The sequence below is a fragment of the Dialister sp. genome (genome assembly GCF_051885895.1).
In the GTDB taxonomy this organism is placed as follows: Bacteria; Bacillota; Negativicutes; order Veillonellales; family Dialisteraceae; genus Dialister.
The window spans coordinates 1-24,133 of the sequence record NZ_JBJEXP010000106.1 but is presented as its reverse complement, the minus strand read 5'-3'; the positions used below and the strand labels follow the sequence as shown (position 1 = coordinate 24,133).

General features: G+C 49.4%; 16 protein-coding genes and 1 other annotated feature. Of the genes, 5 read left to right on the top strand and 11 right to left on the bottom strand.

From position 1 onward, the window contains the following. Positions 1-37 precede the first annotated feature (37 nt). Positions 38-2,215, top strand: a complete 2,178-nt coding sequence (gene speF / locus ACI4N7_RS09090) for an ornithine decarboxylase SpeF (RefSeq protein ID WP_439733041.1) — start codon at positions 38-40, stop codon at positions 2,213-2,215. 83 nt (positions 2,216-2,298) lie between these two features. Then, positions 2,299-3,675 carry a putrescine-ornithine antiporter gene (gene potE, locus ACI4N7_RS09085; protein ID WP_439733040.1) on the top strand — a complete coding sequence of 459 codons (1,377 nt, stop codon included), beginning with the start codon at positions 2,299-2,301 and terminating at the stop codon, positions 3,673-3,675. Positions 3,676-3,918: 243 nt separating this feature from the next. Here the strand turns inward: potE and speC are convergent, their stop codons facing one another. The 7 genes from speC to ACI4N7_RS09050 all read right to left on the bottom strand — a co-directional run bounded on the left by speC (position 3,919) and on the right by ACI4N7_RS09050 (position 14,365). After that, the gene (gene speC / locus ACI4N7_RS09080) at positions 3,919-6,108 is read right to left on the bottom strand and encodes an ornithine decarboxylase (RefSeq protein WP_439733039.1); all 2,190 of its coding nucleotides are present in this window, start codon (positions 6,106-6,108) and stop codon (positions 3,919-3,921) included. A 989-nt stretch (positions 6,109-7,097) separates the two neighbouring features. Beyond that, positions 7,098-7,757 (bottom strand): TetR/AcrR family transcriptional regulator, encoded by a 660-nt coding sequence (locus ACI4N7_RS09075; RefSeq protein ID WP_439733038.1) that lies wholly within the window; start codon positions 7,755-7,757, stop codon positions 7,098-7,100. Positions 7,758-7,767: 10 nt separating this feature from the next. After that, a complete protein-coding gene (locus tag ACI4N7_RS09070) occupies positions 7,768-8,886 on the bottom strand; it encodes an ABC transporter permease (RefSeq protein WP_439733037.1) in 1,119 nt (372 codons plus the stop codon). Continuing rightward, positions 8,883-9,968 (bottom strand): ABC transporter permease, encoded by a 1,086-nt coding sequence (locus tag ACI4N7_RS09065; protein WP_439733036.1) that lies wholly within the window; start codon positions 9,966-9,968, stop codon positions 8,883-8,885. The genes ACI4N7_RS09070 and ACI4N7_RS09065 overlap by 4 nt, the downstream gene beginning before the upstream one ends. Continuing rightward, positions 9,965-11,743: an ATP-binding cassette domain-containing protein gene (locus ACI4N7_RS09060; RefSeq protein ID WP_439733043.1), complete on the bottom strand. Its 1,779-nt coding sequence runs from the start codon at positions 11,741-11,743 to the stop codon at positions 9,965-9,967. The genes ACI4N7_RS09065 and ACI4N7_RS09060 overlap by 4 nt, the downstream gene beginning before the upstream one ends. A 6-nt stretch (positions 11,744-11,749) precedes the next feature. Continuing rightward, positions 11,750-12,769, bottom strand: coding sequence for an HlyD family efflux transporter periplasmic adaptor subunit (locus tag ACI4N7_RS09055; protein ID WP_439733035.1), 1,020 nt, complete (start codon positions 12,767-12,769; stop codon positions 11,750-11,752). A 78-nt stretch (positions 12,770-12,847) separates the two neighbouring features. Further along, positions 12,848-14,365 (bottom strand): efflux transporter outer membrane subunit, encoded by a 1,518-nt coding sequence (locus tag ACI4N7_RS09050; protein ID WP_439733034.1) that lies wholly within the window; start codon positions 14,363-14,365, stop codon positions 12,848-12,850. 509 nt (positions 14,366-14,874) lie between these two features. Here ACI4N7_RS09050 and sstT point away from each other — a divergent pair. Then, positions 14,875-16,143: a serine/threonine transporter SstT gene (sstT, locus tag ACI4N7_RS09045; protein WP_439733042.1), complete on the top strand. Its 1,269-nt coding sequence runs from the start codon at positions 14,875-14,877 to the stop codon at positions 16,141-16,143. Positions 16,144-16,296: 153 nt separating this feature from the next. On the opposite strand, the gene ACI4N7_RS09040 is transcribed toward sstT, so the two are convergent. Further along, positions 16,297-16,812, bottom strand: a complete 516-nt coding sequence (locus tag ACI4N7_RS09040) for a flavin reductase (protein ID WP_439733033.1) — start codon at positions 16,810-16,812, stop codon at positions 16,297-16,299. A gap of 124 nt (positions 16,813-16,936) precedes the next feature. On the opposite strand from ACI4N7_RS09040, the gene ACI4N7_RS09035 reads away from it, so the two are divergent. Further along, positions 16,937-17,809: a DMT family transporter gene (locus ACI4N7_RS09035; protein ID WP_439733032.1), complete on the top strand. Its 873-nt coding sequence runs from the start codon at positions 16,937-16,939 to the stop codon at positions 17,807-17,809. A gap of 322 nt (positions 17,810-18,131) precedes the next feature. On the opposite strand, the gene ACI4N7_RS09030 is transcribed toward ACI4N7_RS09035, so the two are convergent. Then, positions 18,132-19,292: an alanyl-tRNA editing protein gene (locus ACI4N7_RS09030; protein ID WP_439733031.1), complete on the bottom strand. Its 1,161-nt coding sequence runs from the start codon at positions 19,290-19,292 to the stop codon at positions 18,132-18,134. A gap of 318 nt (positions 19,293-19,610) precedes the next feature. Further along, positions 19,611-20,774 carry an ABC transporter substrate-binding protein gene (locus tag ACI4N7_RS09025; protein ID WP_439733030.1) on the bottom strand — a complete coding sequence of 388 codons (1,164 nt, stop codon included), beginning with the start codon at positions 20,772-20,774 and terminating at the stop codon, positions 19,611-19,613. Between the two features lie 183 nt (positions 20,775-20,957). Continuing rightward, positions 20,958-21,159 (bottom strand) — a binding site (T-box leader). Positions 21,160-21,380: 221 nt separating this feature from the next. Here ACI4N7_RS09025 and ACI4N7_RS09020 point away from each other — a divergent pair. Further along, complete coding sequence (locus ACI4N7_RS09020) at positions 21,381-22,358, top strand: diacylglycerol/lipid kinase family protein (protein WP_439733029.1); 978 nt, start codon at positions 21,381-21,383, stop codon at positions 22,356-22,358. Between the two features lie 120 nt (positions 22,359-22,478). On the opposite strand, the gene ACI4N7_RS09015 is transcribed toward ACI4N7_RS09020, so the two are convergent. Next, a partial coding sequence (locus tag ACI4N7_RS09015; protein WP_439733028.1) for a TonB-dependent receptor occupies positions 22,479-24,133 on the bottom strand: 1,655 nt, incomplete at its 5' end.

The window sequence follows — 24,133 nt, the reverse complement described above, 5'->3', positions numbered from 1 at the left end:
ATTCATAACAGAATGTTCAATACAGGAGGTTTCTATCGTGAAACATTTAAAAATTGCTTATTCTGAGAAGGCTCTTGAAATTTTCGGCCGGATTCCTGCACGGGAAGCGGTAGGCGTTCATGATACGGACTACACCGATGTAGGTGCCGTTGTTATTGCAGATACCGATACCGATGTTCTGCAGAATGAAATGATTTTCGCCTTCAAGATTCCGGTACTTCTGATCCGTACCAAAGAAGGGCCGGTGGCTGACGAAATCATCAGCAAGGTATACCGCGTTATCGATCTCAATGATACGGATCATGATTTCTACAGCCGTCAGATTGAAAGCGCTGCCTCTCATTACGAAGAAAATGTACTTCCTCCTTTCTTTAAAGATCTGGAAAAATATGTGGAAAACGGCTATTCCCAGTTCGACTGCCCGGGGCATCAGGGCGGCGCCTTCTTCAGAAAACATCCTGCCGGCCGCGCATTCTATGACTTCTTTGGAGAAAACACCTTCCGGGCTGACCTCTGCAACGCAGACGTAGCCATGGGGGATCTCCTCATTCATGAAGGCCCGGCTCTGGCTGCCCAGAAGCATGCCGCAAGAGTATACAACGCAGATAAAACCTACTTCGTACTGAACGGGACCTCCACTTCCAACAAAGTAGTGCTGAACGCAGTGCTGACCCCCGGCGACATCGTTCTCTTCGACCGCAACAACCATAAATCCATTGACCACGGCGCCCTGGTGCTGGCAGGTGCCACCCCGGTTTATCTGGAAACAGAAAGAAATGCATTCGGCTCTATCGGCGGCATTCCCGAACACTGCTTCAACGAAGAATACATCCGTAAGCTGGTAGCTGAAAGGGATCCCGTAAAAGCAAAGGCAAAGAGACCTATCCGTCTGGCAGTTATCCAGCTGGGCACTTATGACGGCTGCATTTACAACGCCCGCCAGGTAGTCGATAAGATCGGCCATCTCTGCGATTACATTTTCTTCGACTCCGCATGGGTAGGATATGAACAGTTCATCCCCATGATGAAAGACTGCTCTCCTCTTCTTCTGGACCTGGGACCGGAAGACCCCGGCATTTTCGTTACCCAGTCTGTCCATAAGCAGCAGGCCGGCTTCTCCATGACCTCCCAGATTCATAAGAAAGACTCTCACATTAAAGGACAGGACCGTTATGTACCTCATAAGAGAGTAAACAATGCTTTCATGATGCACGCTTCCACCTCCCCTCTGTACCAGCTCTTCGCTGCTCTTGATGTAAACGCCAAAATACATGAAGGCGAAGCAGGAAAGAAGCTGTGGAGAGATGCAGTGAAACTGGTTATTGAAACAAGAAAACAGGTGCTCCGCAACTGCCACTACATCCGTCCCCTGGTTCCCCCGATCGTATACGGCAAGAAATGGGAAGACGGAGATACGGACAAGATGGCCAATGATATCAATTACTGGGCTTTCGAACCGGGTGCCAAATGGCATGGCTTTGACGGCTACGGCAAAGGCCAGTACTTCATTGATCCCATGAAGCTGCAGTTCGTTACTGCAGGCATTGATGTAGAAAACGGCGGCTATGAAGACTTCGGCATTCCCGGAAACATTCTGGCCAACTACCTGCGTGAAAACGGTATCATCCCGGAAAAATGCGACCTGAATGATATTCTCTTCCTCATGACCCCCGCAGAAAGCGAAACCAAGATGAATGACCTGGTGGCCAAACTCATCCGCTTCGAACAGCTCATTGATGAAGACGCCCCCATGTCCGAAGTGCTCCCCTCCATCTACAATGCCTATGAAGAAAAATACAGAGGATATACCATCAGACGGCTCTGCCAGGAAATGCATGATTTCTACAAGGACCGCAAAGTATCCACCCTCCAGAAGCAGCTTTTCCTCAAGGATTATTTCCCTGAATATGTAATGAATCCGCAGGAAGCCCAGTATGAATTTATGAGAGCCCACGGCGAACTGGTAGACCTGGCTGAAGCTGAAGGCCGTATCGCCCTGGAAGGCGCTCTCCCCTATCCGCCCGGAGTTCTCTGCGTACATCCCGGTGAAAAATGGTCCAGCACTGCTGTCACCTATTTCCTGGACCTGGTAGAAGGCATCAACCAGCTGCCCGGCTTCGCTCCGGAAATTCAGGGCGTATATGTACAGCCCGGCGCAGATGGAAAGAAACACGCCTACGGCTATGTACTGAAGAAAGAATTTGAAAAGAAATAATCTTTCTCAAAGGAGAAACAGGTACAAGCAGGGAAGCGGGGAAAGAGGCTTTCCCCGGCCTTCCCCCTGTAAAGGAGTATATTATGAGTAAAGCAAATAAAATGAGCGTCTTCCAGCTGACCATCCTTACGGCGGTCAACATGATGGGGTCCGGCATCATCATGCTCCCCTCCAAGCTGGCCCAGGTTGGTGCCCTGTCCATTGTTTCCTGGCTGGTAACTGCCGTAGGTTCCATGGCCCTGGCCTATGTATTTGCCAAGTGCGGCATGTACAGCAAAAAAGGCGGCGGCATGGGCGGCTATGCTGAATATTCTTTCGGAAAAGCCGGCAACTTCCTTGCCAATTACACCTATGGCGTATCCCTGATCTTCGCCAATACAGCCATTGCTATTTCAGCTGTAGGGTATGCCCTGGGCTTCCTGGATACCACCCTTGATCCGGTAATGACCTGCGCTGCTACAGTATTCACCCTCTGGCTGGCTACTGTCCTTAACTTCGGCGGCGCCAAATACACCGGTCAGGTATCCTCCATTACCGTATGGGGCGTCATTATCCCCTGTATCGGACTTGCCTTTGTAGGCTGGTTCTGGTTCTCCCCATCCATGTATACTGCTAACTGGAATATCCATAACCTGGGATTCGGAGAAGCAGCTATGAACGCCATTACCATGACCCTCTGGGCTTTCCTGGGCATGGAATCCGCCTGCGCCAACGCCGATGCCGTTGACAATCCGGAAAAGAATGTGCCGAAAGCCGTTCTGGGCGGCACTCTTCTGGCAGCTGCCTGCTACATTGTTTCCACCAATATTATCTTCGGTATTGTTCCTGCTGACGAACTGGTATCCAGCTCCGCTCCCTTCGGACTCGTATTCTCCCAGATGTTTGGCGGCACAGTAGGCAGAATCATCATGGGCCTCATGGTGCTCTCCTGCTTCGGTTCCCTCCTGGGCTGGCAGTTCACCATTGCCAACGTATTCAAGGCAGGCAGTGATGAAGGCTACTTCCCTGCTTTCCTGAAAAAAGTAACCTCCCATGGTGCTCCTATTGCAGGCATGGTAACCATTACCATCATCCAGTCCCTCTTCTCTCTCATGACCATCAGCCCCTCGCTGAATGAACAGTTTGAAACGCTGGTCAACCTGGCCGTAATTACCAATATTATGCCTTACCTGCTCTGCATGGCATCCATTGTGGTCATCATGAAAGCGGTGGACCATGTGGGCAGCGAGCTTAAGACCACCAAGTTCATTGCATTCATCGCTTCTCTTTACAGCCTTTACGCCTGCTACGCATCCGGCTTTGATGCCATGACCTACGGCGCTATCGTTACCGTCTTCGGCTGGACGCTGTACGGATTCGTTTCCGACCGCTTCGACCTGAAGAAGGCAAAAGCCGACAACGAAGCTGTAGAAGCTGCTAAAGACCCCGCCGGTGCCGTTCCTGCAGCAGCAGAAAAATAAAGCAGGCCCAAGGGATAAAATCATCTCGATACTTATGGCAGATCCAGGGCAGAATCTGCCATACCATGTAACATCCTCTACAACGGAAAACCACCGTCCTCCTCCCGGGGACGGTGGTTTTCTTTTACATGAAATCTGATTTTACGAGGCAAGGGGCCTGCCGTATTTCTGAAAGATTTGCAGGTCCAAAAGATACAGAAAGCGGCCGGGGCCCTGGCCCGGCCGCTTCAATCACGGAGCTTCCTACTCTTTATATTCCCTTTCATATTCCTTCTTCAGCACATAGCCTTTCGCCTGCAGATAGCCGGCGCTGTCTTTTTCCAGATATACGCCCTGCAGCTCCGGTGCAAAGCCGGGAAGAATATGGGCGGTCTCCACAAAATCAAGGAAATAATCCAGAGCAATGCGGGACCATCTTTCACCGGGCTGTACACAGGTAACTCCCGGCGGATAGGGTACAGCAGCCTGAAGGGCCACCCGTCCCTCCGCTTCTTCCAGAGGAACCAGCTCTCCCTGTCCCCTCACCAGCGCCCAGTTAGCTTTCTGGGGACTGGTCACATATTCAGGGAAATAGGCTTTCAGGAACATTTTCTTCTGCAGTACATTGATTTTTTTAGCCTTGTAAAAATCATGCAGTTCCTGGCAGAGCTGGCGAATGGTATACCGTTCATACCTTTTTTCATATTTGCTGTATACCGTAGGCAGTACCCTTTCCATAGGTGCATCCTGATCAATGTATCTTTCAAACTTAAGCAGCTTGGTGATGAGATCATTCAGCTTGGTTTCCGTTTCTGCCGGCGTCATGAGGAAGAGAATATCATTCAGATCGCACTTTTCAGGGATCACCTGGTTATCTCTCAGATAATCGGCCAGAATGATGGCAGGAATACCAAAATCCTCATATTCTCCATTTTCAATATTGATGCCCGGCGTCATGAGCTGCAGCTTCATGGGATCAATAAAGTACTGTCCCTTGGCATATCCCTGGAAGGAATGCCATTTTCCTCCCGGCTCAAAAGCAAAGTAGGCGATGTCTTCCGCCATGTCTTCCGTATTTCCCTCTTCCCACTTTTTGCCATGAACCAGAGGCGGCACAATGGGGCGAAGGTACTTGCAGTACCGGAGCACCTTCTTTCTGGCTTCAATAGCATTGACAATGCATTCATGCCAGAGGAGCTTTCCCGCTTCCCCTTCCTGCATCCGGGCATTCATATCAAGAGATGCAAAAATCTGGTAATTGGGAGAGGTAGAGGAATTTACCATGAAAGAATTGTTAAAAATCTTGTGGGGCACATATCTTGCCTGTCCTTTGATATGGCTGTCTTTCTTCAGAATCTGGGAAGCCTGGGAGAAACCGGCCTGCTGCTTGTGGACGGACTGGGTCACAATAATGCCGGGATCATCCGGTCCCAGATGAAGCAAAAGCGGCGAGCAGTCCTTCATCATGGGAATAAACTGCTCATACCCCACCCAGGCAGAATCAAAAACAATATAGTCGCAGAGATGTCCGATTTTCTCCACCACCTGGCGGGCATTGTAAATGCAGCCGTCATAATTTCCCAGCTGAATCACTGCCGCCCGCAGGGGCCTGTCCATACGGGCCCGCTTGGGATCCCGTTCTGCGATGAGCATGCGGATATATTCTTCATTGAAGCAGTGATCCAGCACGCCGCCGATAAGGCCGAAAGGATTCCTTGCAGTTTCCAGGTAAATCGGAATGGCTCCGGCCTGGATCAGGGCACCGTACCCCACGGACTTATGGTTGTTTCTTTCATAAAGCACCAGATCCCCCGGTGCCAGAAGGGCATTCATGACCACCTTATTGGCGCCGGACGTCCCGTTAAGGATGAAATAGGCTTTATCCGCATTAAATACGCGGGCCGCATGCTTCTGGGCAGCCAGGGCTGCACCTTCATGGATAAGAAGATCCCCCAGGGCCACATCGGCGTTGCAGAGATCGGCCCGGAAGGTATTTTCTCCATAGAAATCATAAAAAATACGTCCTGCCGGATGCTTGGTAAAGTAGCTGCCGCCCTGATGGCCGGGGCAGTCGAACTGGGAGTTTCCCCACTCTACATAATCACGGAGCTTCTTGAAAAAAGGAGGAAGGAGCGATTCTTCGTACTCGGAGGCTGCCTTTTCGATCTGACGCTCAAAAAATGCCCGGGGCAGAGAGGATGGATTCAGTATGCCATACACGCTCCCCAGTTTTTCATCCAGCTTTTCTCCCTGGTCCGTCACAATCAGAAACACAGGAATATGAAATGCCTTCACCCTCTGATTGTCAAGGAAAGAGGAATCCTCCTCCGTCAGTACCAGCGCTGCTGTATCTGTAAAATCCGTATCTTCCGCCGGAACCGCCTTCCTGGTGGGAATAGGAGCAAACAGTTCCAGTGCTTTCTTTGTATAAGCAATTTTCAAATGTTCCTGCATAGGAGATCCTCCTGTACCATCCGTTATCCATATTTTCTATAGTATATCAAATGAAGAGGAAGGTTCAAAGAGCGATTATGCAGCTCTGCGCATAGAGAACGGCTCTGTTTCAGAAAGTGATAGTACCGCCTGACAGCCATGCGTTTATATGACTGCGGCAGCTTCTTTGCGGCAATCTACAAAGAAGGAATCCCTGCAGTATGTCTTTGAAGCCTTTCCGTCAGCACCGTCATTCTGAGCAGCGGACAGCCCATTGTCATTTTAAAAATCTCCGGAGAAATACAGGAGGCATAAAAAAAGGGCTGTGAAGAAATGACTGCCATTTTTTCACAACCCCTGCTGCGCAGCGGATACCGCAGTATCTGAGCCGCCACTCCCGGAAAGGTGGAAATGAGTATTTTCCCACTGCAAAGAAACCCGGTGTCTCCAGGCTTCCCATCGTGCCCAATGAGTTCGGTGTCCGCATGGTCTACGGCCGCTGCTGTACAGGGTACGACGGCGCGCGCCAGGCAGGGGAAGCGCTGATTCATTCATTGTCTGCTTTCATTCTTGAAATTTTATGCAATGCAAGGAATGGGATGACGAGAATAGCGAGCTATTTAAGGAATCCCATGACGAAGCAGTACATAAAATTTCTTATGAAAGCAGACTCTGTGAATGAATCAGTGCTTCCCCCAAGTCTCCCGTCATTTCTGCCATACAGGGAATGTCTGGAGTCCTGAGTTTCTTGTTTCTTTTTGTTTTTCATTCCATCCGGATTGGAAAAGGAATAAGGGGATCCCGACGGCTGCTTTGAGATGCATTTCCCTGCACTGCCTAGGATTGGCAGGAAAGTGCCTGATTTCCCAAGTGTCGTCTCATGACCTGCTTCCTTCTACTCTATATATGGAAAAAACGGCTTTGATGTGAACATGCCGAAAAATATTTTTTGAATCATTCCTCATTGCCAAAAACCGGCGGTACGGCAGGAAGACCGCCGGTCTGATTATCTATTTCTCCCACTTTTCCTTCAGCCGATCCAATCCGGCAAAGACGAATTCCTTCAGCATATCTGCTTCTTCCATTTTCTGTTCTTTGTCCCGTCTGGATAAGCCGTACATGAAAAGGCCCATCTGCCGGTGTCCGGAGAGAAGGAATATCAGGAAAGGAGACAAAGCGGTAAGAAAGGTGCGGGATACGCGGGGATCCTCCGCCGGAAGCCCCAGATAGGCGGAAAGCATATCCAGCACCGGTGTCAGTTTCTTTCCTATATAGTTTTCTGCAAACTTGGAGAACACGGCAGAGGGATTGATTAATTCACGAATGCTCACCTTAACCTGCCAGCTTTCGGAAAAAAGCGCTTCCTTGACATAAAGATCCAGAAGCTTCATCAGCTTTTCCCTGGGCGGGGCGTCCATATGATAAATGTCGCTGATTTCTTTAGGGGAAATCACATAATGATACACTTCATCCAATACGGCTTTATAAAGGCCTTCCCGGCTTCCGAAGTGATAATTGACCGCCGCCAGATTCACTCCCGCCAGACGGCATATCTCCTTGCTGGTGGTACGGTCGTAGCCCTGATCGGCGATGAGGCGCCCTGCACACTGGATAAGCCGCATTCTGGTTTCTTCCCCATCTTCCCGGGTCGTTTTCTTTATGGATTTCATAAATTCACCTTCAATTCATATGATGACGGAAAAGATATCCCGCAATGGACAGCGTCACGAGAGAAATACAGGCCAGCGGCACAAAATTCCATGCCAGATCGCTGAATGTCAGTCCTTCAAGATATATACGCCGGATCAGTTCCAGTGCAAAGCGCAGGGGATCTGCATAGGTAATCATCTGCAGGAAGGAGGGCATATTTCTTACCGGCGTAATGATGCCGGAAAGAAGAGCCATCGGTATCATGAGTACGATGACATAGACAAGCACCTGCTGCATGTTTTTGGAAATAGAAGAAACAATCAGTCCGCAGCCGGTAGAGCTCAAAAGGTAAAAGAACAGGGCCGTATAAAACGTGACAAGGGAACCCGCAAAGGGCACCTGAAACCAGAAGTAGCTGATGCAGAGCAGGATGGTGCACTGGATAAATCCTACAATCAGCGGTGGAACCGCCTTACCGATAAGAATAACCGCCGGAGATACCGGTGCCACCAGAAGCTGTTCAAAGGTGCCTTCCTCCCGTTCTCTGGCTACCGACAGACCGGAAAGAAGAAATACCTGGGCAAAACTCAATAGGCCGATAATCCCCGGAAGGAAAAACCACCGGGTAATCTGGTTCGGATTAAACCAGGTCCTGCTTTCTATGGTGACAGGGCTGTTCCTGCCGGCCAGAGACAGATTATACCCGCTGACAATGTGGGCGGCATAGGAAGAGGCCAGTCCTGCGGTCATGGTGTTTCGTCCATCCGTAATAATCTGAATATCCGCTTTTTCTCCTGTTTCCAGTTTTCGCTGGAAATCCGGCGGAATGACCACAGCCATCACCGCATCGCCTCCGGTAATGTAGCTCTCCATGCCGTCCACGCTCTGGAGAGTGGCAATCCGGTGGAAAAGGCCGGTGCCGTCAAAACGCGCCAGAAGGGCAGAAGAGGCATGGCTCCTGCTTTCATCCACTGCCACGTAGGGCGCATCTTCCAGATTGTAATTGGCGGCATAGCCGAAAAGGAACCCCAGCACCAGGGCAGGTACCACCACAATCCGCCGTGTGGCGGGATCATTCCAGATCGCCATGATTTCCTTCACGCAGATCACGCGGAGCTGCTGCAGAAAAAGTCGTATTTCTCCCATCATTCCACCTTCTTCTTTGTCATGCCAAAGGCAGAGCTTACAAAAAACAGGGCGTAAAGCATGAGAAGCCCTCCTTCTTCCAGCAGCATGCCCGTATCCGTACCGGAAAGAAACAGGGAGCGGATGGATACCAGGTAATGGGAAAAGGGAAGCACCTGTCCTACTGCCTGTACGAAGGTGGGTGTAGACCGCAGATCAAAGATAAATCCTGACAGCACAAGGCAGGGCAGGAAGCTGATCAGCAGAGAGAACTGGCAGGCAAGGAACTGCCTTTTGGTTACGGCAGAAATCACCAGTCCGATTCCTAAAGCCACCAGAAGGTAAACCATGGATATGAGAATCACCGCTGCCAGAGAGCCTTCCATGGGAACTTCAAAGAGGAAACGGGACAGCACCAGACAGATGCCCATCCCCAGAAGGGCTACAAAGAAATAAGGCACCATTTTCGCCAGTACCAGTTCCATGGGTTTCACCGGCGTTACGAAAAGGGATTCAAAGGTTCCCCGCTCCCATTCCCTGGCCATGACCACAGAGGTCAGCATGACGCCCACAATGGTCATAATGAGCATAATCAGTCCGGGAATGAAGAACCAGGTACTGGAATTGGCATCATTGAACCACATACGGGACACAATGGCCACACCGCCTGTTCCTGTCAGCCCCTCCTTAGCCATCCAGGAAGAAAGAGAACTTTCCACATAGGAACCGGTGCTCATGGCCGTGGCTGTTTCCACCCCGTCCATGATGACCTGTACCTTTGCCCGTCCTTCATAAAGGGAAGAAGTAAAGTCCGGAGGAATATCTATAATGACATTGACATCCCGGTCCAGAAGCTGTTTTTCCGCTTCCGCCATACTGGTCACGTAGACCGGGGAGAAATAATCAGATCCGTTCAGGAAGCTGACTGCATCCTGGGCTTTAGGCGATGTATCTTCCAGTACCACCGCACAGGGTACATTTTTGACATCCAGGGATATGCCATATCCGATAATCAGGATCAGGATAATAGGAAGAACAATCCCCAGAAGGAGAGAACTGGAATCCCGTATCAGCTGGAGAAACTCTTTGTATATAAGCGCCTTCATGCGCCGGCAGAATCCTTCCATGGATTTTTCTCTCCTTTCTGTCTGGCTTCATTGACAATTTGAATAAAAATATCATCCATATCCGCCCGGGGAGCATGCAGCTTCTTTCTGATTTCCTCCGGACTGCCGATTGCCAGGAGCTGTCCGTTATCCTGTATCATGAACCGGTCGCAGTACTCTGCCTCTTCCATAAAATGGGTGGTAATAATAATGGTGGTGCCCCTGGCGGCCAAAGTCGTTATCTGTCTCCAGAAATTGCGCCGGGCCAGCGGATCAATACCCGATGTCGGTTCATCGAGGAACAGGATTTTAGGCTCATGGATAAGGGCACAGGCCATGGAAAGACGCTGCTTGTAGCCGCCGGGCAGGTCCCCGGCCCGCATATCCAGCCGTCCGGAAAGATAAAACTCCTTCACCACTTCCCGGATTCGTTCTTTCTTCCGTTTTGGGGACAGGCCGTAAATACCTCCGAAGAAATTCAGGTTTTCCATGACCGTCATATGGCTGTAAAGAGAAAATTTCTGGGCCACATATCCTATATTGGCCCGCGCCCTGGTCCTGGCCTTTCGCAGATCTACACCGGCCACGGAAAGATACCCGCTGGTTTCCGGGAGAAGGCCGCAGAGCATTTTGAAGGTCGTGGTCTTTCCCGCTCCGTTCGGGCCCAGGAGGCCAAAAATTTCTCCCTTATGCACCACAAAGGACGTGTTGGCCACAGCAGTAAAATCCCCGAACTTTTTGACCAGATTTCTGACCTCAATATTGACTTCGGTAGAAGGCCTGCCGCCGCGGTCCAAAATATCTCCGCTGTCTGACGACGGCACAATCACAGAAGATTCCGCCTGGCGAAGAAGAATCATAAACCCGTCTTCCAGCCGCGGAACATCTTCCTGCACAGCCAGCCCCTGCTTCTCCAGCCAGGGAATCTTCATGTTCTTTTCTTTAGTAATAAAATGGACTTCCCCGCCCCGGGGTACCGCATCCACAATATGACTGTCATCATCCAGCAGATGCGCCTGCAGGATTCTTGTAGGAACCCCTTTTTCAGGCATAACCCGGAAAGTGCGTCCTTCCGCGATCTGTCTCAAATCCTCCGGGCTGCCGTCAGCCAGGATATGCCCCTGGTTCAGCACAAATACATGGCGGCACATTTCCGCTTCATTCATGTAAGCCGTACTGACAAAGATAGACAAATGTTCTTCCTTGACAAACTCCTTCAGGATTTCCCACAATTCCCGCCGGGACAGAGGATCCACCCCCACGGTAGGCTCATCCAGGAGAAGCAGATCCGGAGAGCGCACCAGGGTGCAGGCCAGTCCCAGTTTCTGCTTCATCCCGCCGGAAAGCTTTCCGGCAAACCGTCCCGTAAAACGTTCAAGCCCCATCATTTCCAGCAGCTTCCGGAAGCGGGCAGGTCTCTTTTCTTTCGGCACACCGTGAAGATCTGCATAAAGGTTCATGTTTTCCGCCACCGTCAGGTCTTCATAAAGTCCGAATTTCTGAGGCATGTAGGAAATACGGCTCTGGATCTCCTGTGCATCCTTCACGCTGTCGAGGCCAAGCACCGAAAGGCTGCCGGAGGTGGGTACCATGAGGCCCGCAATGAGACGCATCAGTGTAGTCTTACCGGCTCCGTCAGGGCCGATGACTGCCGTCAGCTCCCCTCTGCGGACAGCAAGGGACAGATGGTTCAAAGCAGGAAGGGTTTCTCCCGTTTTCAATGGAAAGGCTTTATACAGGTCTTTTGCCCTGATTACCCAGTCATCCAATGTCATCACCCTTTACAGTCCGATTTTTACAGTAGCCGGCATGCCCATACGGAGTTTGTTCTCAGGATCGGTCACATAAACCCTCACTTCATAGAGGAGAGCCGTGCGAAGTTCCGAAGTCTCCACATTCTTGGGCGTAAATTCAGCCGTAGAGGAAATATAGCCGATCTGCCCCTCTACCGGATGGTTCGGGTCACTGTCGGTATAAACTTCTGCTTTCATGCCTTCATGAATTTTTCCAAGATCCGTTTCCTTTGCGTATACCCTTACCCACTTCTTCGTATTCAGGGACATACGGAAAACCGGTTTCTGAGGAGAAGCCATATCCCCCACTTCCAGGAGGCGGGAGCGGATAACTCCGTCCTGCGGTGCCAGAAGTTCCGACTGGGAAAGGGTATATTCTTCCTGGGAAAGCGTATTCTGCAGGGCTTCCAGCTGGGCTTCTCCTGCTGCCACATCTTCACTTCTCGGGCCGGCCACTGCCAGATTCTGCGCTTCTTCCGCCTCGTTCACCTTTGCATCGGCCACATGAAGCTTTGTTCTTGCATCCTCCAATACCTGACGGCTGACCGACTTTCCGCCGGACGTATTGTATGCATCCTGTTTTCTCTGATAGTCAGAAGCCAGGAAATCCCTTTCCGCCCGGGCTTCCTTCACTTTGGCATCAGCGCTGCGGAGATCCTCCGGTCTGGTGCCGTTATGAAGCTTATCCACCTCTGCCTGCTGGGCATCTATCTGGGATCGGGTCACATCCATGCGGTGTTCCAGATCATTGGTATCCAGCTTGGCCAGTACCTGTCCCTTGGTAACTTTATCCCCTTCTTCTACAAGGATATCGGAAATCCGGTCGCTGTTTTTAAAGGCCAGTGATACTTCCCGGAGATCCACATTGCCGTTCAGCACCAGCTGACGGGCTGCTTCCTCCGCCGCCTTATGGCTTCGATACTGGTAAAAGCCGAACCCTAAAGCCAGCACAAGTACAGCAGCCACAAGCACCGCTGTTTTTTTATGCTCCCTGATTTTTTCTAACATATTATGCACCTCTCATTATTATAAAAGAAGGGTTGACCGGTGATTCTGCATCCTTCCGATGGTCCGCCATGTGACCCTCTATCTTTTATTCTCCGACACCTTCTGTTCCTCTTTTTCATCCAGCGGCTTCCAGCCTCCGCCCAGTGCTTTGAAAAGAGAAACCATGTCCGTCAGCTCTTTTCCCTTTGACAGGGTATAGTCCTGGTCCAGCGACAGGTAATGGCGCTCTGCATCCAGTACGCCCATATAGTCCGAAAGTCCATAGCTGAACTGGTTTTGAGAAAGATCCAGCGCTTCCTTTGCCTTATCCCGGCCTTTTTCCAAAGAGTCCTTCCTTACCTTGTCCTGACTCACAGCCGTCATAGCGCTCCGTACTTCACCGGCAGCTTTCAGCACCGTATTTTCATAGGCTGCCTGTTTTTCCTTTTCCTTTTCGCTCTGTACTCTTACATTCCGCTTTAAAGCGCCCCTGTTGAAAAGGGGATAGGATACCTGAGGCATAATGCCGAAAGCATGGCTTCCCGCAGAAAAGAGTCCGCCCGAAAGAGCCGCCAGCCCCAGCACTCCCAGAATGGAAAACTTAGGCTTCATTTCCGCCCTGGCTTCCTTCGTCTTAGCGATCTGTGCCGCCCATGCCATTTCTGCCGCATGCACATCCGGCCGCTGGCGCAGCACTTCCGCAGGAATTGCATTATACATGGCACTGTCTATTTCAGGAAGCGGAGCCGGTGCCAGGAGCCTGTCATTCAATGCCCCCGGCACAGTGCCTGTCAGTATGGAAATCCGGTTCAGCGTTTCGCCGATTTCCGTTTTCAGTTCCGGTATTTTAGCTTCTGATTCATGAAGAGTATATTCCGCCTGATCCGACGGCAGAGAAGACAAAAGACCTGTATTTTCATTGATCTGGAGAAGTGACAGATTTTCCTTCTGGTTTCGGATATGGGCTTCCGTAACTGCCAGCTCCTCCTGCAGTGTCCGGAGGGTAATATAATTCATGGCTACTTCCGCTGATAGGGACACCCAGGTGGAATAGAGCATTCCCCTTTCCGCTTCCAGCGATTTTTCCGAAGCCTTTACCTTCGATCGATTTTTCCCGAAGAAATCCAGCTCCCAGGATGCATCCAGACCTGCATAGGTCAGGTTTCTATTATTATCAATGGATGTGCCGGGAAAGCTTTTCAGCGCAGAAGGCGACAAATCGGAAATAACGCCATCCGGTGCTTCCGCCCGTACCCATCCGGCGCCTGCATTCATCCAGGGAACCAGGGATGCCTTCGAAATTCCCAGTGCCTCCCTGGCCTGGGCCAGCCGGGACTCTGCCTGCGCCAGATCCCTGTTTTGATCCAGTGCCCTGTAAATCAGTTCATCAAGGGTATCATCATGGAAAACCTTCCACCACTCTGAAAGCACCTCCGGCGAAAGGGAAGCACCTGCAGCGGGAGTGAAATAGGGATTATCATACATGCCTGCCAGAGATGTCCAGGATGTTTTCTCCAGATTCACCGGCTCTTCCGCCTGTCCCGCCAGGGGAACCAGGCTAAAAGCAGCCGCCATAAGAGGAATCATCCCCAGGGCTGCTTTCTTTTTTCTATCCATACCGCCACCTCCTTACAAGCAGCATATGTCAACATTTGATTTTCATGGAAAGAAGTACAGATGAACTGCCTCTTTCTGTACCATTGTCCATGCACGGATTGTGCTGTATTCATTTTATCAAATTCAAATTTGAATTACAACTCTCTGAAATCTGAAAATGCTTTTCATTTCTCTCCTCACTGCCATTGAAGCACTGTACGGCCGGATATACCAGGCCAAAATCAACCCGCCAGGGACGCACCGATTCAATCAGTGTCTGCTTTCATTCTTGAAATTCTATGCAATGCGGGGAATGGGATGACGCGAACAGCGGGCTATTTAAGGAATCTCATGACGAAACAGTGCACAAAATTTCTTATGAAAGTAAACTCTATGAATGAATCAGTGCTTCCCCGGCCCATGATCCGTGACTTTCTCCATTAAATTCCATTGCGTTCCCTCAATTATAAGCGTATAATTAAAAATCGTAATATTTCTTTTTATATATAAGTAGCAGGAGGGTTCTATTGATTTCCAAAATACAATCCATTCTTTCCCACATCAAACTGATTCATCAGATCGCCCTGGGACTGGTCGCAGGTATCATACTGGCAGTCACCCTGCCTCAGTGCGTCCCTTTCCTGAAGGTATTCGGCGACCTGTTTGTGAAAGCTTTAAAAAGCGTAGCTCCTGTACTTGTCTTTTTCCTGGTCATTAATGCGATTGCCCAGAAAAAGCCGGAACAGAAAGGAAGCATGAAACCGATCGTCACATTATATATGACAAGCACCTTTCTGGCCTCCATTATCGGCGTTTCCTTTTCTTTCCTCTTCCCCACCACCCTGTCTCTCCAGACAGCCATGGACCAGGGAAGCAGTACACCGCCCAGCGGTATAGGAGAAGTATTGTATAATCTGGTCATGAGTACCATTGATAATCCGGTAAGCGCCATTCTGAAAGCAAATTACATCAGTATTCTTCTCTGGGCAATCGTCTTCGGTATTGCACTGAAATCTCTGGGCAGCGACAGCACAAAGGCTTTCCTGGACGATACAGCGAAAGCAGTCACCAAAATCGTGGGATGGGTCATCCATCTGGCTCCCCTGGGCATTATGGGGCTGGTAGCAAATTCCGTAGGCAGTGAAGGCCTTTCCGCCCTTCTTGGCTACGTGCGCCTCCTGGCCGTATTAATCGGCGCCTATGGCACTGTGGCTCTGGTGATGAATCCTCTTCTCGTATTTACCAGAGTTCATAAAAATCCCTATCCCCTGGTGCTGACCACTTTGAAGGAAAGCGGTGTCTATGCCTTCTTTACCCGAAGCAGCGCTGCCAATATTCCGGTCAACCTCAACCTCTGCCGCAGACTTGGACTGGACCCGGACATGTATACCATCTCCATTCCTCTGGGAGCAGCAGTGAATACAGCCGGCGCTTCCGTCACCATTTCCGTTCTTTCTCTGGCCGCCGCCCATACATTGGGCATACAGGTGGATCTCCCCACCGCCTTCCTTCTCTGCCTGGTAGCTACCATAGGTGCCTGCGGCGCTTCCGGCGTAGCCGGCGGTTCCCTTCTTCTTATTCCCGTAGCCTGCGCTTCCTTTGGCATCAGCAATGATGTTTCCATGCAGGTGGTAGGCGTTGGGTTTATCATTTCCGTACTGGAAGATGCCTGCGAAACAGCCCTCAACAGCTCCAGCGATGTCCTCTTTACCGCTACGGCAGAATTTGAAAAGAGAAGAAAAGAAGGAACCCTCAAAAGCTCCGATATGATACTGCATGCTGCTGAAAACAGACAGTAAAAAACATTTCCCCGATTCCTGATTTTTTAGCATCAATGGATGGAAAACAGCAGGCAGATCATAAGCTGTTCTGACGTTTTTCTTATCCTCCTTCCCGCAGAAAAAATCCCCGCCCATCATGTTTTCATGACGGAGCGGGGTTTTATTAACTGATCAGCACTTTTTCAAAACTTTTACAATTTCTCCCATGTAGATGCTGTGGTTGTTGTTGGCCTGTCTGCCGGAGTTCCACCGTTCATAGGTTTCCTTATCTGTATAGAACTCCTCTTTCATTTCATGGGTGTAAATCTTACGGCATACCAGAATGAGATCTGCTTCTTCCAAACCTACTGCCTCATCGCCGATAGCATAGGGGTGAAGTCCGCTTCCCTCAAATTTATCGCCATCCCTGCCGGAATGGGAGCCCATGTAGGATTCCTGCGGCTTGAAGGAAACCGGCGGGAAAGACAGGGTGAAATAGTCCTGTGAGTCCAGGATGGTTTTGGTGAAACGGCTCTGGCGGATATAGATGGAAGCCACCGGCTTTCTCCACATTACGCCGAATCCGCCCCAGGTCACCAGCATGGGATTGCATTTTTCTTTATTCCCTGCAGTGACAATACAGTAATCAGCCAGGCTGGTAAAAGGGTTCAAGCCCCATTCTTCTACTGGAATTTCTTTAAAAGACATAGGAAGTCTCCTCTCTTATTTAATAAATTCTATATAGATTATACCATATTTCTTATGTAATTCTAAAGTGGATATATGATAAAATACCGAATGTAAATCAATGCAGTCAGAAAAGGAGCCGTCCATGAGCCGGAGCAAAGCTGATTTTCTTCTTTTTACTGCCGCCTTTGTATGGGGCAGTTCCTATGGTTTTATGAAAATGGGAGCAGAAACCATGCCTCCCATCTGTATCGCCGCGCTGCGCTGTCTTTTTGCCTTTTTCCTTCTTCTTCCCTTTTTCGGAAAGCGGATGCGGAAAACAGACCGGGAAACGCTGAAATACAGTGCTGTGACCGGCTTTCTGATTGCCGGTGTGTTCATAGGAGTCATTTACGGAGTCATCGGCACGTCAGCTTCCACTGCCGGATTCCTGATTTCCACTTCCGTCATTATGGTTCCCATTCTTCACGCCCTCTGGATAAGGCGACTGCCTTCTCTTTCCATCATCACAGGCACGCTGATTGTCACTGCCGGTCTTATCCTGTTAAACGGTGTCACTTCCATCACCCTGGACAAGGGCTTTGTCCTCTGCCTTCTGGCGGCCTTCCTGTACGCTCTGGATATTCTTTTTACCAATACCTTCGTATCCCGGGTAGACAGTCTTCTTTTAGGCATATGGCAGATGGGCTTTGCGGGACTCATAGCCGGCACTGCCAGCTTTTTGTGGGAAACGCCGGTGCTTCCATCCACCCTTACTGAATGGACAGCTGTTTTGGGGCTGGCGGTCTTTTCCTCTGCCTATGGCTTTACCATACAGGCCGTTGCACAGGAATACACCACGCCGGAAAGAGCCGGATTCATTTTCTCCCTGGAGCCGGTCTTTGCCGCTGTCTTCGCCTTTCTCTTTCTGGGCGAATCCATGGGAAAAGGCGAACTTGCCGGTGCCGCTCTCATTCTTCTTGGCGTCTGGGCCGCCGGAGGAACATTGAAACTGCCGTCATGGAAAAAGGACCGCTAAAGCGGTCCGGATTCAAAGAGTTCAGCCCCGCCGGAGCAGGCTGATTCAAAAGATATAAAGGGGTGGATCATCGCCCGCTCCACGAATGAGGTTTGACCGGCCTTTGCGGGCCGGAAGGCAGAGATCGGCAGCCGCTCCGCCACAATTTTTAGTTTCCTTTATTTGGAAGGGGACTGTAAGCAGCGGAGGATTGGATCGTCAGTTCTTTGCTGAAATTCCGGACCTATCCTCAGCTCTGCCTCACTCGGGCGGCAAAAGGGAATCGCCTTTATGGGCAGGTCAGGCGCCTTACTTCCCCAAAATTCCACGGAAGCCGGAAACTTTATCCTTCTATGGTATTCACCAGTTCCTTGACTTCCTCCAGAGAGCAGGCAAAGGAGCCCTGCATAATGTCTTTGCCACCGCCTCGGCCATGAAGCCGGGCATTCCATTCTTTAAGGAGCGGTTTCAGGTTGACCTTCCCGCTTCCAATGGCATAATTCAGAGAATTTTCATCTTTCCGGGAAACAAGGAATATAATGTTTTCCGGCTTTTTTTCTACCAAATATTCGCAGAATTTACGAAGTTCCATGGGTGTCATGCTGTCTTCTACAAGAAGTACTGCCTTTTGTCCTTCCGGCAGAGATGCAGCCCGCAGAGCAAAATACCGGCGGTTCATTTCGTGGATTTTCTGCCTGAAATCAGCCATATCCTTTTCCATTTTCTCTACTGCCTTTACCGTCTCATAGGATTTGACGGAGAAGCGGACAGCTATATCCCGGTTCAAATCATGCACTCTGTCATAATCCTCCAAAGCCCACCGTCCGCAGGCCAGTTCAATCCGGACGCCGCCCTTGTGGTTCATCAGAGAAAGGACCTTGATGAGGCCGATTTCGCCTGTTCTTGCTACATGGGTGCCGCAGCAGGCACAGATATCCCCTCCTGGAAATTCCACGATGCGCACCTTGCCGGTCAGTTCAATTTTGCTGCGATAGGGAATAGTCTTCAGCTCTTCAGCCGACGGGAAGGAAATCCTGGTTTCCACATTGCGGTAAATCAGCTGATTTGCTTCCTTTTCAATTTCCATAGCATCTTCCATGGTCATGGGGCCGCTGAAATCTACAGTTACCACATGATCCATATGAAAGCCCACATTATCATAACCGAATTTCTTATGTACCAGGCCGGAGAAAATATGCTCGCCGGAATGGTTCTGCATGAAATCAAAACGGCGCTGCCAGTCAATCACGCCATGGACTGTACTTCCTGCTTCCAGAGGCTTGTCCGTATAATGGATCACCACGCCGTCTTTCCGATGTACATCCAGCACCTTTGCGCCGCCCAGGGTGCCATGATCGCCGGGCTGTCCGCCGCCTTCCGGATAAAAAGCCGTATCCTCCAGTACCACTTCATAGCCTTTCTTTCCTTTGCTGCAGCTGACTACGGAACTGTCAAATTCCTTCATATAGGCATCTTTATAAAAAAGCTCATTCATTTCATCCATGATTGTTTCCTCCTTGTACGCTTTATCATGACACATACCGGACAGAGTTTCCAGTGATTTCAATAAAAAATTCAAATCCGGAGACCGGGAAAGGGATAAAGCATGCCGGCGCCTGCAGGAAGCCTTCCATATTTCATCAGCCATTAACACCAAATCATTTCCTCCACATAAAAAGGCAGAGCCCGGGCTCTGCCTTTTTACCTCCTATGCTTCCATTCTTCTGTCTGCTGTACTCCTCTATTCCCTTACATTGACCATCCTACCATGCTGCCTTGATTCAAACTTCTATGCTTCCATACTTCCTTCAGAATAAACCGATTAAGCGAAAGGAACCCACTGGCCATTCTTGACCTGCAGTACATCCAGGTCCATTTTCGGATCCCTGTTTTCATCAAATTCAAATTTGCCGGTAGCACCTTCAAAGTTCTTAATCTGTGCCAGTGCATCACGGAATTTCTTTCTATCAGTGGTAGAGCCGGACTTTTCTGCAGCTTCATGCATGATATAGAAAGCATCATAGGTCTGGGCTGCGAACTGATCCGGTTCATGACCAAACTTAGCTACGAAAGCCTTACGGAAGTTCTGAGCTTTATCGCTCTGTCTATCCAGGTTCCACGGGGTAGCTACCAGTGTGCCGTCAGCTGCTTCACCGGCCTGCTTGATATACTGAGGGCTGTTGAAACCATTATTTCCAATAATCGGCTGGTTCATGCCCATTTCTCTAGCCTTCTTGACAATAAGAGCGCCTTCCTGATAGAAGCCGGCAATGCAGATAACATCAGGATTAGCTGCCTGAATCTTGGTGAGCTGTGCAGAGAAATCCGTATCCTTGTCGGCAAAGGTTTCTGTATCTACTACGTCGATTCCCATATCCTTGAAGGTCTGCTGGTAAATTTCATTTTCACCTACCATCTGGTCATTGTTGTTGGAATACATGACAGCTACCTTCTGGAATCCCAGTTTATCATGCGCTTTCTTGACGGTAGTAGGAATAGCCAGCTTGCCGGGGATAGCATTTCTGAAAATATAGTCGCCGATATCTGTAATCTTGGGAGCGGTGGTGCTGGTGCCGAAGACGGCAATCTTGGCCTGCTGGGCAATCGGACCTGCAGCGAACATTTCACCGGAGGTCATAGGTCCCTGGATAGCCAGTACCTTATCCTGTTCAATGAGGCGTTTGAAAGCATTGATGGCTTCTGCCTTGTTTAACTTGCTGTCGTATGTGATGAGGTCAATCTTCATCTTTGTTTTCGGATCTTTGTTGATTTCTTCTACAGCCAGTTCAGCCCCTTCTTTTTCTGCCTGGCCATAAGCGGCCCCCGGGCCGGTATAGGCGGTAACAAAGCCGAATTTTACGGTGTCTCCTGCTGCCTGAGCAGAAGCAGAAGAAGCGGCTTTTTTATCTCCGCCGCATCCTGCAAATGCTCCACATACTGCTGCTGCTGCCATTGCTGCTGCCATTGCTTTCATCCATGTTCTCATCTTAGTTTCCTCCCTGACTTGTACTTGATAGTTTTCCGTTTTTCATAACCAATCAAAAACCCCTGCCTGCAGTTTCCTGCAGACAGGGGCGCATGTACGCGGTACCACCCTGGTTTATCACTCAGTGGAACACCTCCGCTATGATACCAATAAAAAAGCTCCTGATCTTCATTTCTTTCTGAAGATAGGGGCGAATGTTTTCGCGGTACCACCCTACATTATACTTTGGTGTTCCTATTCGTAACGTGAATGGACGTTTCCGCTTACTTAGTTCGGCTGAAATACTCACGGGCGAGTGTTGGAAGTTTTCTTCTTACCGGCTTTCACCAGCCGCCGGCTCTCTGCAAACCAAGGAAATTTCCTTTATCCCGATCCTTGCATCTGTTCTCTCTCGGTTATGCATAGAGTATAATCCCGGTGACCTTTATTGTCAAGGGGAAATTTTGAAAGTTTTCTGTCCAGCCTGTGTCCGGCATGACACCTTCCTGCTTCATCTCCTTTCTGCATGAAAGTTTCATTATCCTGTCAAAATTCCGTTTCGATTTGGTATAATAGTATAGATAATTTAAGAGACCGGAAGTCTCTATTGCACGGAGCGTGAGCGTTATGAAAAAAGAAGGACAGTGTACAATGATCGTCAACCCTACCTCAGGCCATGAGAGGGCACCGCGATATATTCCCCTTTTGCACTCTGTACTTTCCAAACGTTTTGAAGATATTACCATCAAACTGACAGAAAAGCCGAAAGACGCCACCCATTTTGCCAGAGAAGCGGCAGAAAACGGACGGGATGTCATATGCATGGGCGGTGACGGTACCATCAATGAAGTCATTAACGGCATGGTGCCGGTAAACAGTCCTTCCACCTTCGGCTTTGTTCCCTTCGGTACCGTCAACGACCTGGCCAGAGCCCTTCATATTCCACGGTCTCCCCAGGGTGCCATCCATATGCTGGAAACTGCAGTGAAAACGAATATTGATGTAGGAAAAGTCAACGGCCGCTATTTCATCAACGTGGTAGGCGCCGGCAGCATTTCCGAAGCAGTAGGCAAAGTAACCATTAAGGAAAAAACCCTGTTCGGATCTCTGGCCTACTACATGAAAGGCATGCAGGTGGTATCCAAACAGAAATCCTATCATTTCCGTATCGAAGAAGACAACGGCACAGTGATTGAAGTTTCCTCACCGCTGATCGCCGCCATGCTTACCGATTCCGCCGGCAGCTTCCATAACCTGATTCCTCCGTCGGAACGAAATAAGGGAGTTATCAAGCTTTGTCTTTTCCATGATTTTGAATGGCTGCTGGCTTTGAAATCAGCGCCGAAGCTGCTGGCCGGCATGCAGATGGGCCCGGATTTTCTGACCGTGGTCAGTTTTAAAAAAGCCCATCTTTCCATTCGGGAAAATGAACCGCTGGTCACCAATGTTGACGGTGATCTTGGACCCACCTTCCCCCTGGATCTGGAAATCCTTCCTTCCCGGCTGCCTGTATTCGTACCGGCCCACCCCCGGGAGGATCAGGGCATTCTGCCCCGCTTCCTGAAACCGCCTCATATTCATCTCCCCTGGAATGATGAGGAATAGTATCATAAATGAAAATAGTGAAAGGCGCTTTTAGATATTCAAAAGGCGCCTTTTATATTATCCGGATTCCATCAAAAAAACACCATCCTGAAAGGATGGTGTTTTTTGTCGTTCCTGCTGTTAGAAGGAATATCTTGCGGTAAGGGTATAGGTTCTGCCATCGCCGATATAGTAATGGCTGGTAGAAATATCCTCATCATAATACTTCCGGTCAAACATGTTATTAATGGCAAACTGGAGACCGAAGTTTTTATTGAACTGATAGTTGGTGGAAAGATTCATGAGGAAATAGGCATCCCTGGCTTTGAAATGGTCTCTTTCGTATCCTTCTTCTGTTCTATCGGAAATGAACATGCCGTCCAGGTTTATTGTCCAGGGATCCTTGCTGTAGGTGGTGCCCAGGTGAAGCAGGTGGCGGGGAATATCATAGTTCTTTTCCCCTTCAATTTTGCCTGTCTGCCAGGTGTAGTTAATATAGGAAGACCAGGCATCGCTGTGGCGCTGGTTCAGGGAGATTTCAAAGCCGTGAGTCTTGGCTTCACCGGCATTTTCGTAGAAATAGGCAGATGGATTCTGTTTATTCAGTTTGATATAATCATCTGTTTTTGCATAGAACACGTCTGCATGAATATCTGTCTTAGTACCGACTTTCTTTTTCAATCCCAACTCCCAGGTATCTGTAGTTTCCGGATCCAGACCAGGGTTCGGACGATAGGTTCCTCTGGTACTGTCGGAGTATCTGTAGACCTGGTAGAGAATGGGAGGATTAAAGGATTTGCCATAGGACACATAGGCATTGGTACTGTCATTGAACGCATAGTCCAAAGAAAGTTTAGGAGAGAATTTATCATAAGAGGAGGAATCAAAGTCATTTTCTTTTTCTCCCCTGTACTGAGCGTATCCGTCATATTTCTTATAATGGTCATATCGTCCGCCAATGTAGGCTGTCCATTTCGGTGCAAAGTTCCATTTATCCTGTACATAAATGGCGTAGGTCTTATCTTTGCCCCCCAGACGCTGGTCTTTGGAAGATTCCTTGATCTTACTATTCCAGGATTTCCAGTCTGTCACTGAACTATAAACATTTTCGCTGAACTTATCCTGTCCAAGGGCGAAACCGGCCAGCAGAGTATGCGCTCCCAGTTTCCAGCGCTTGTTGAAGTCAAAATCCCAGGATTTAGACGGATAAGACGTCTTACTGCCGCCGCCATCAAAATTCTTTTCCGGATCTACGCTTGTTGCCGGAGACGTATAACCGTCCTTATAATAATCGGTCATTCCAAAGTGAGCATGAATGCCGTTATCCTTATCATTATAGGTTAAAGAATGAAGGTTATAGGCACGCCATCCTTTTGTTCCCAGGAAGCTTGACGGATAGTAGCTCTTCTTATTTTCTCCAATTTTACCTTTCCACCGATTAGCGCCTTCTATGTAAGAAATGGGGTCATCATATTTCCAATCATAAATGGAATGGGTATATTTATAGGTCAATTTCTTGCTGTCACTAAAGCTGTAGCCCAGATTGAATCCAAAAGTTTCATTCAGGACTTTCTTGTCGCCCCTGTTCCCAATGATGGCATTTCCCTGAGCATCAGAATCATAGCCTGCCGCTTTTCCGGAGCTGCTGACAGAAACATCATAGTCATGCCAGCCATGAGTATTCTTACTTTCATAAAATGCACCGAAATCAAATTTATCTTTCTTGAAGCCAAGATTATATCCCTGGTTTACTGTGGCATTGCTGCCATAGCTCACCGTAGCAGAACCATGGACTC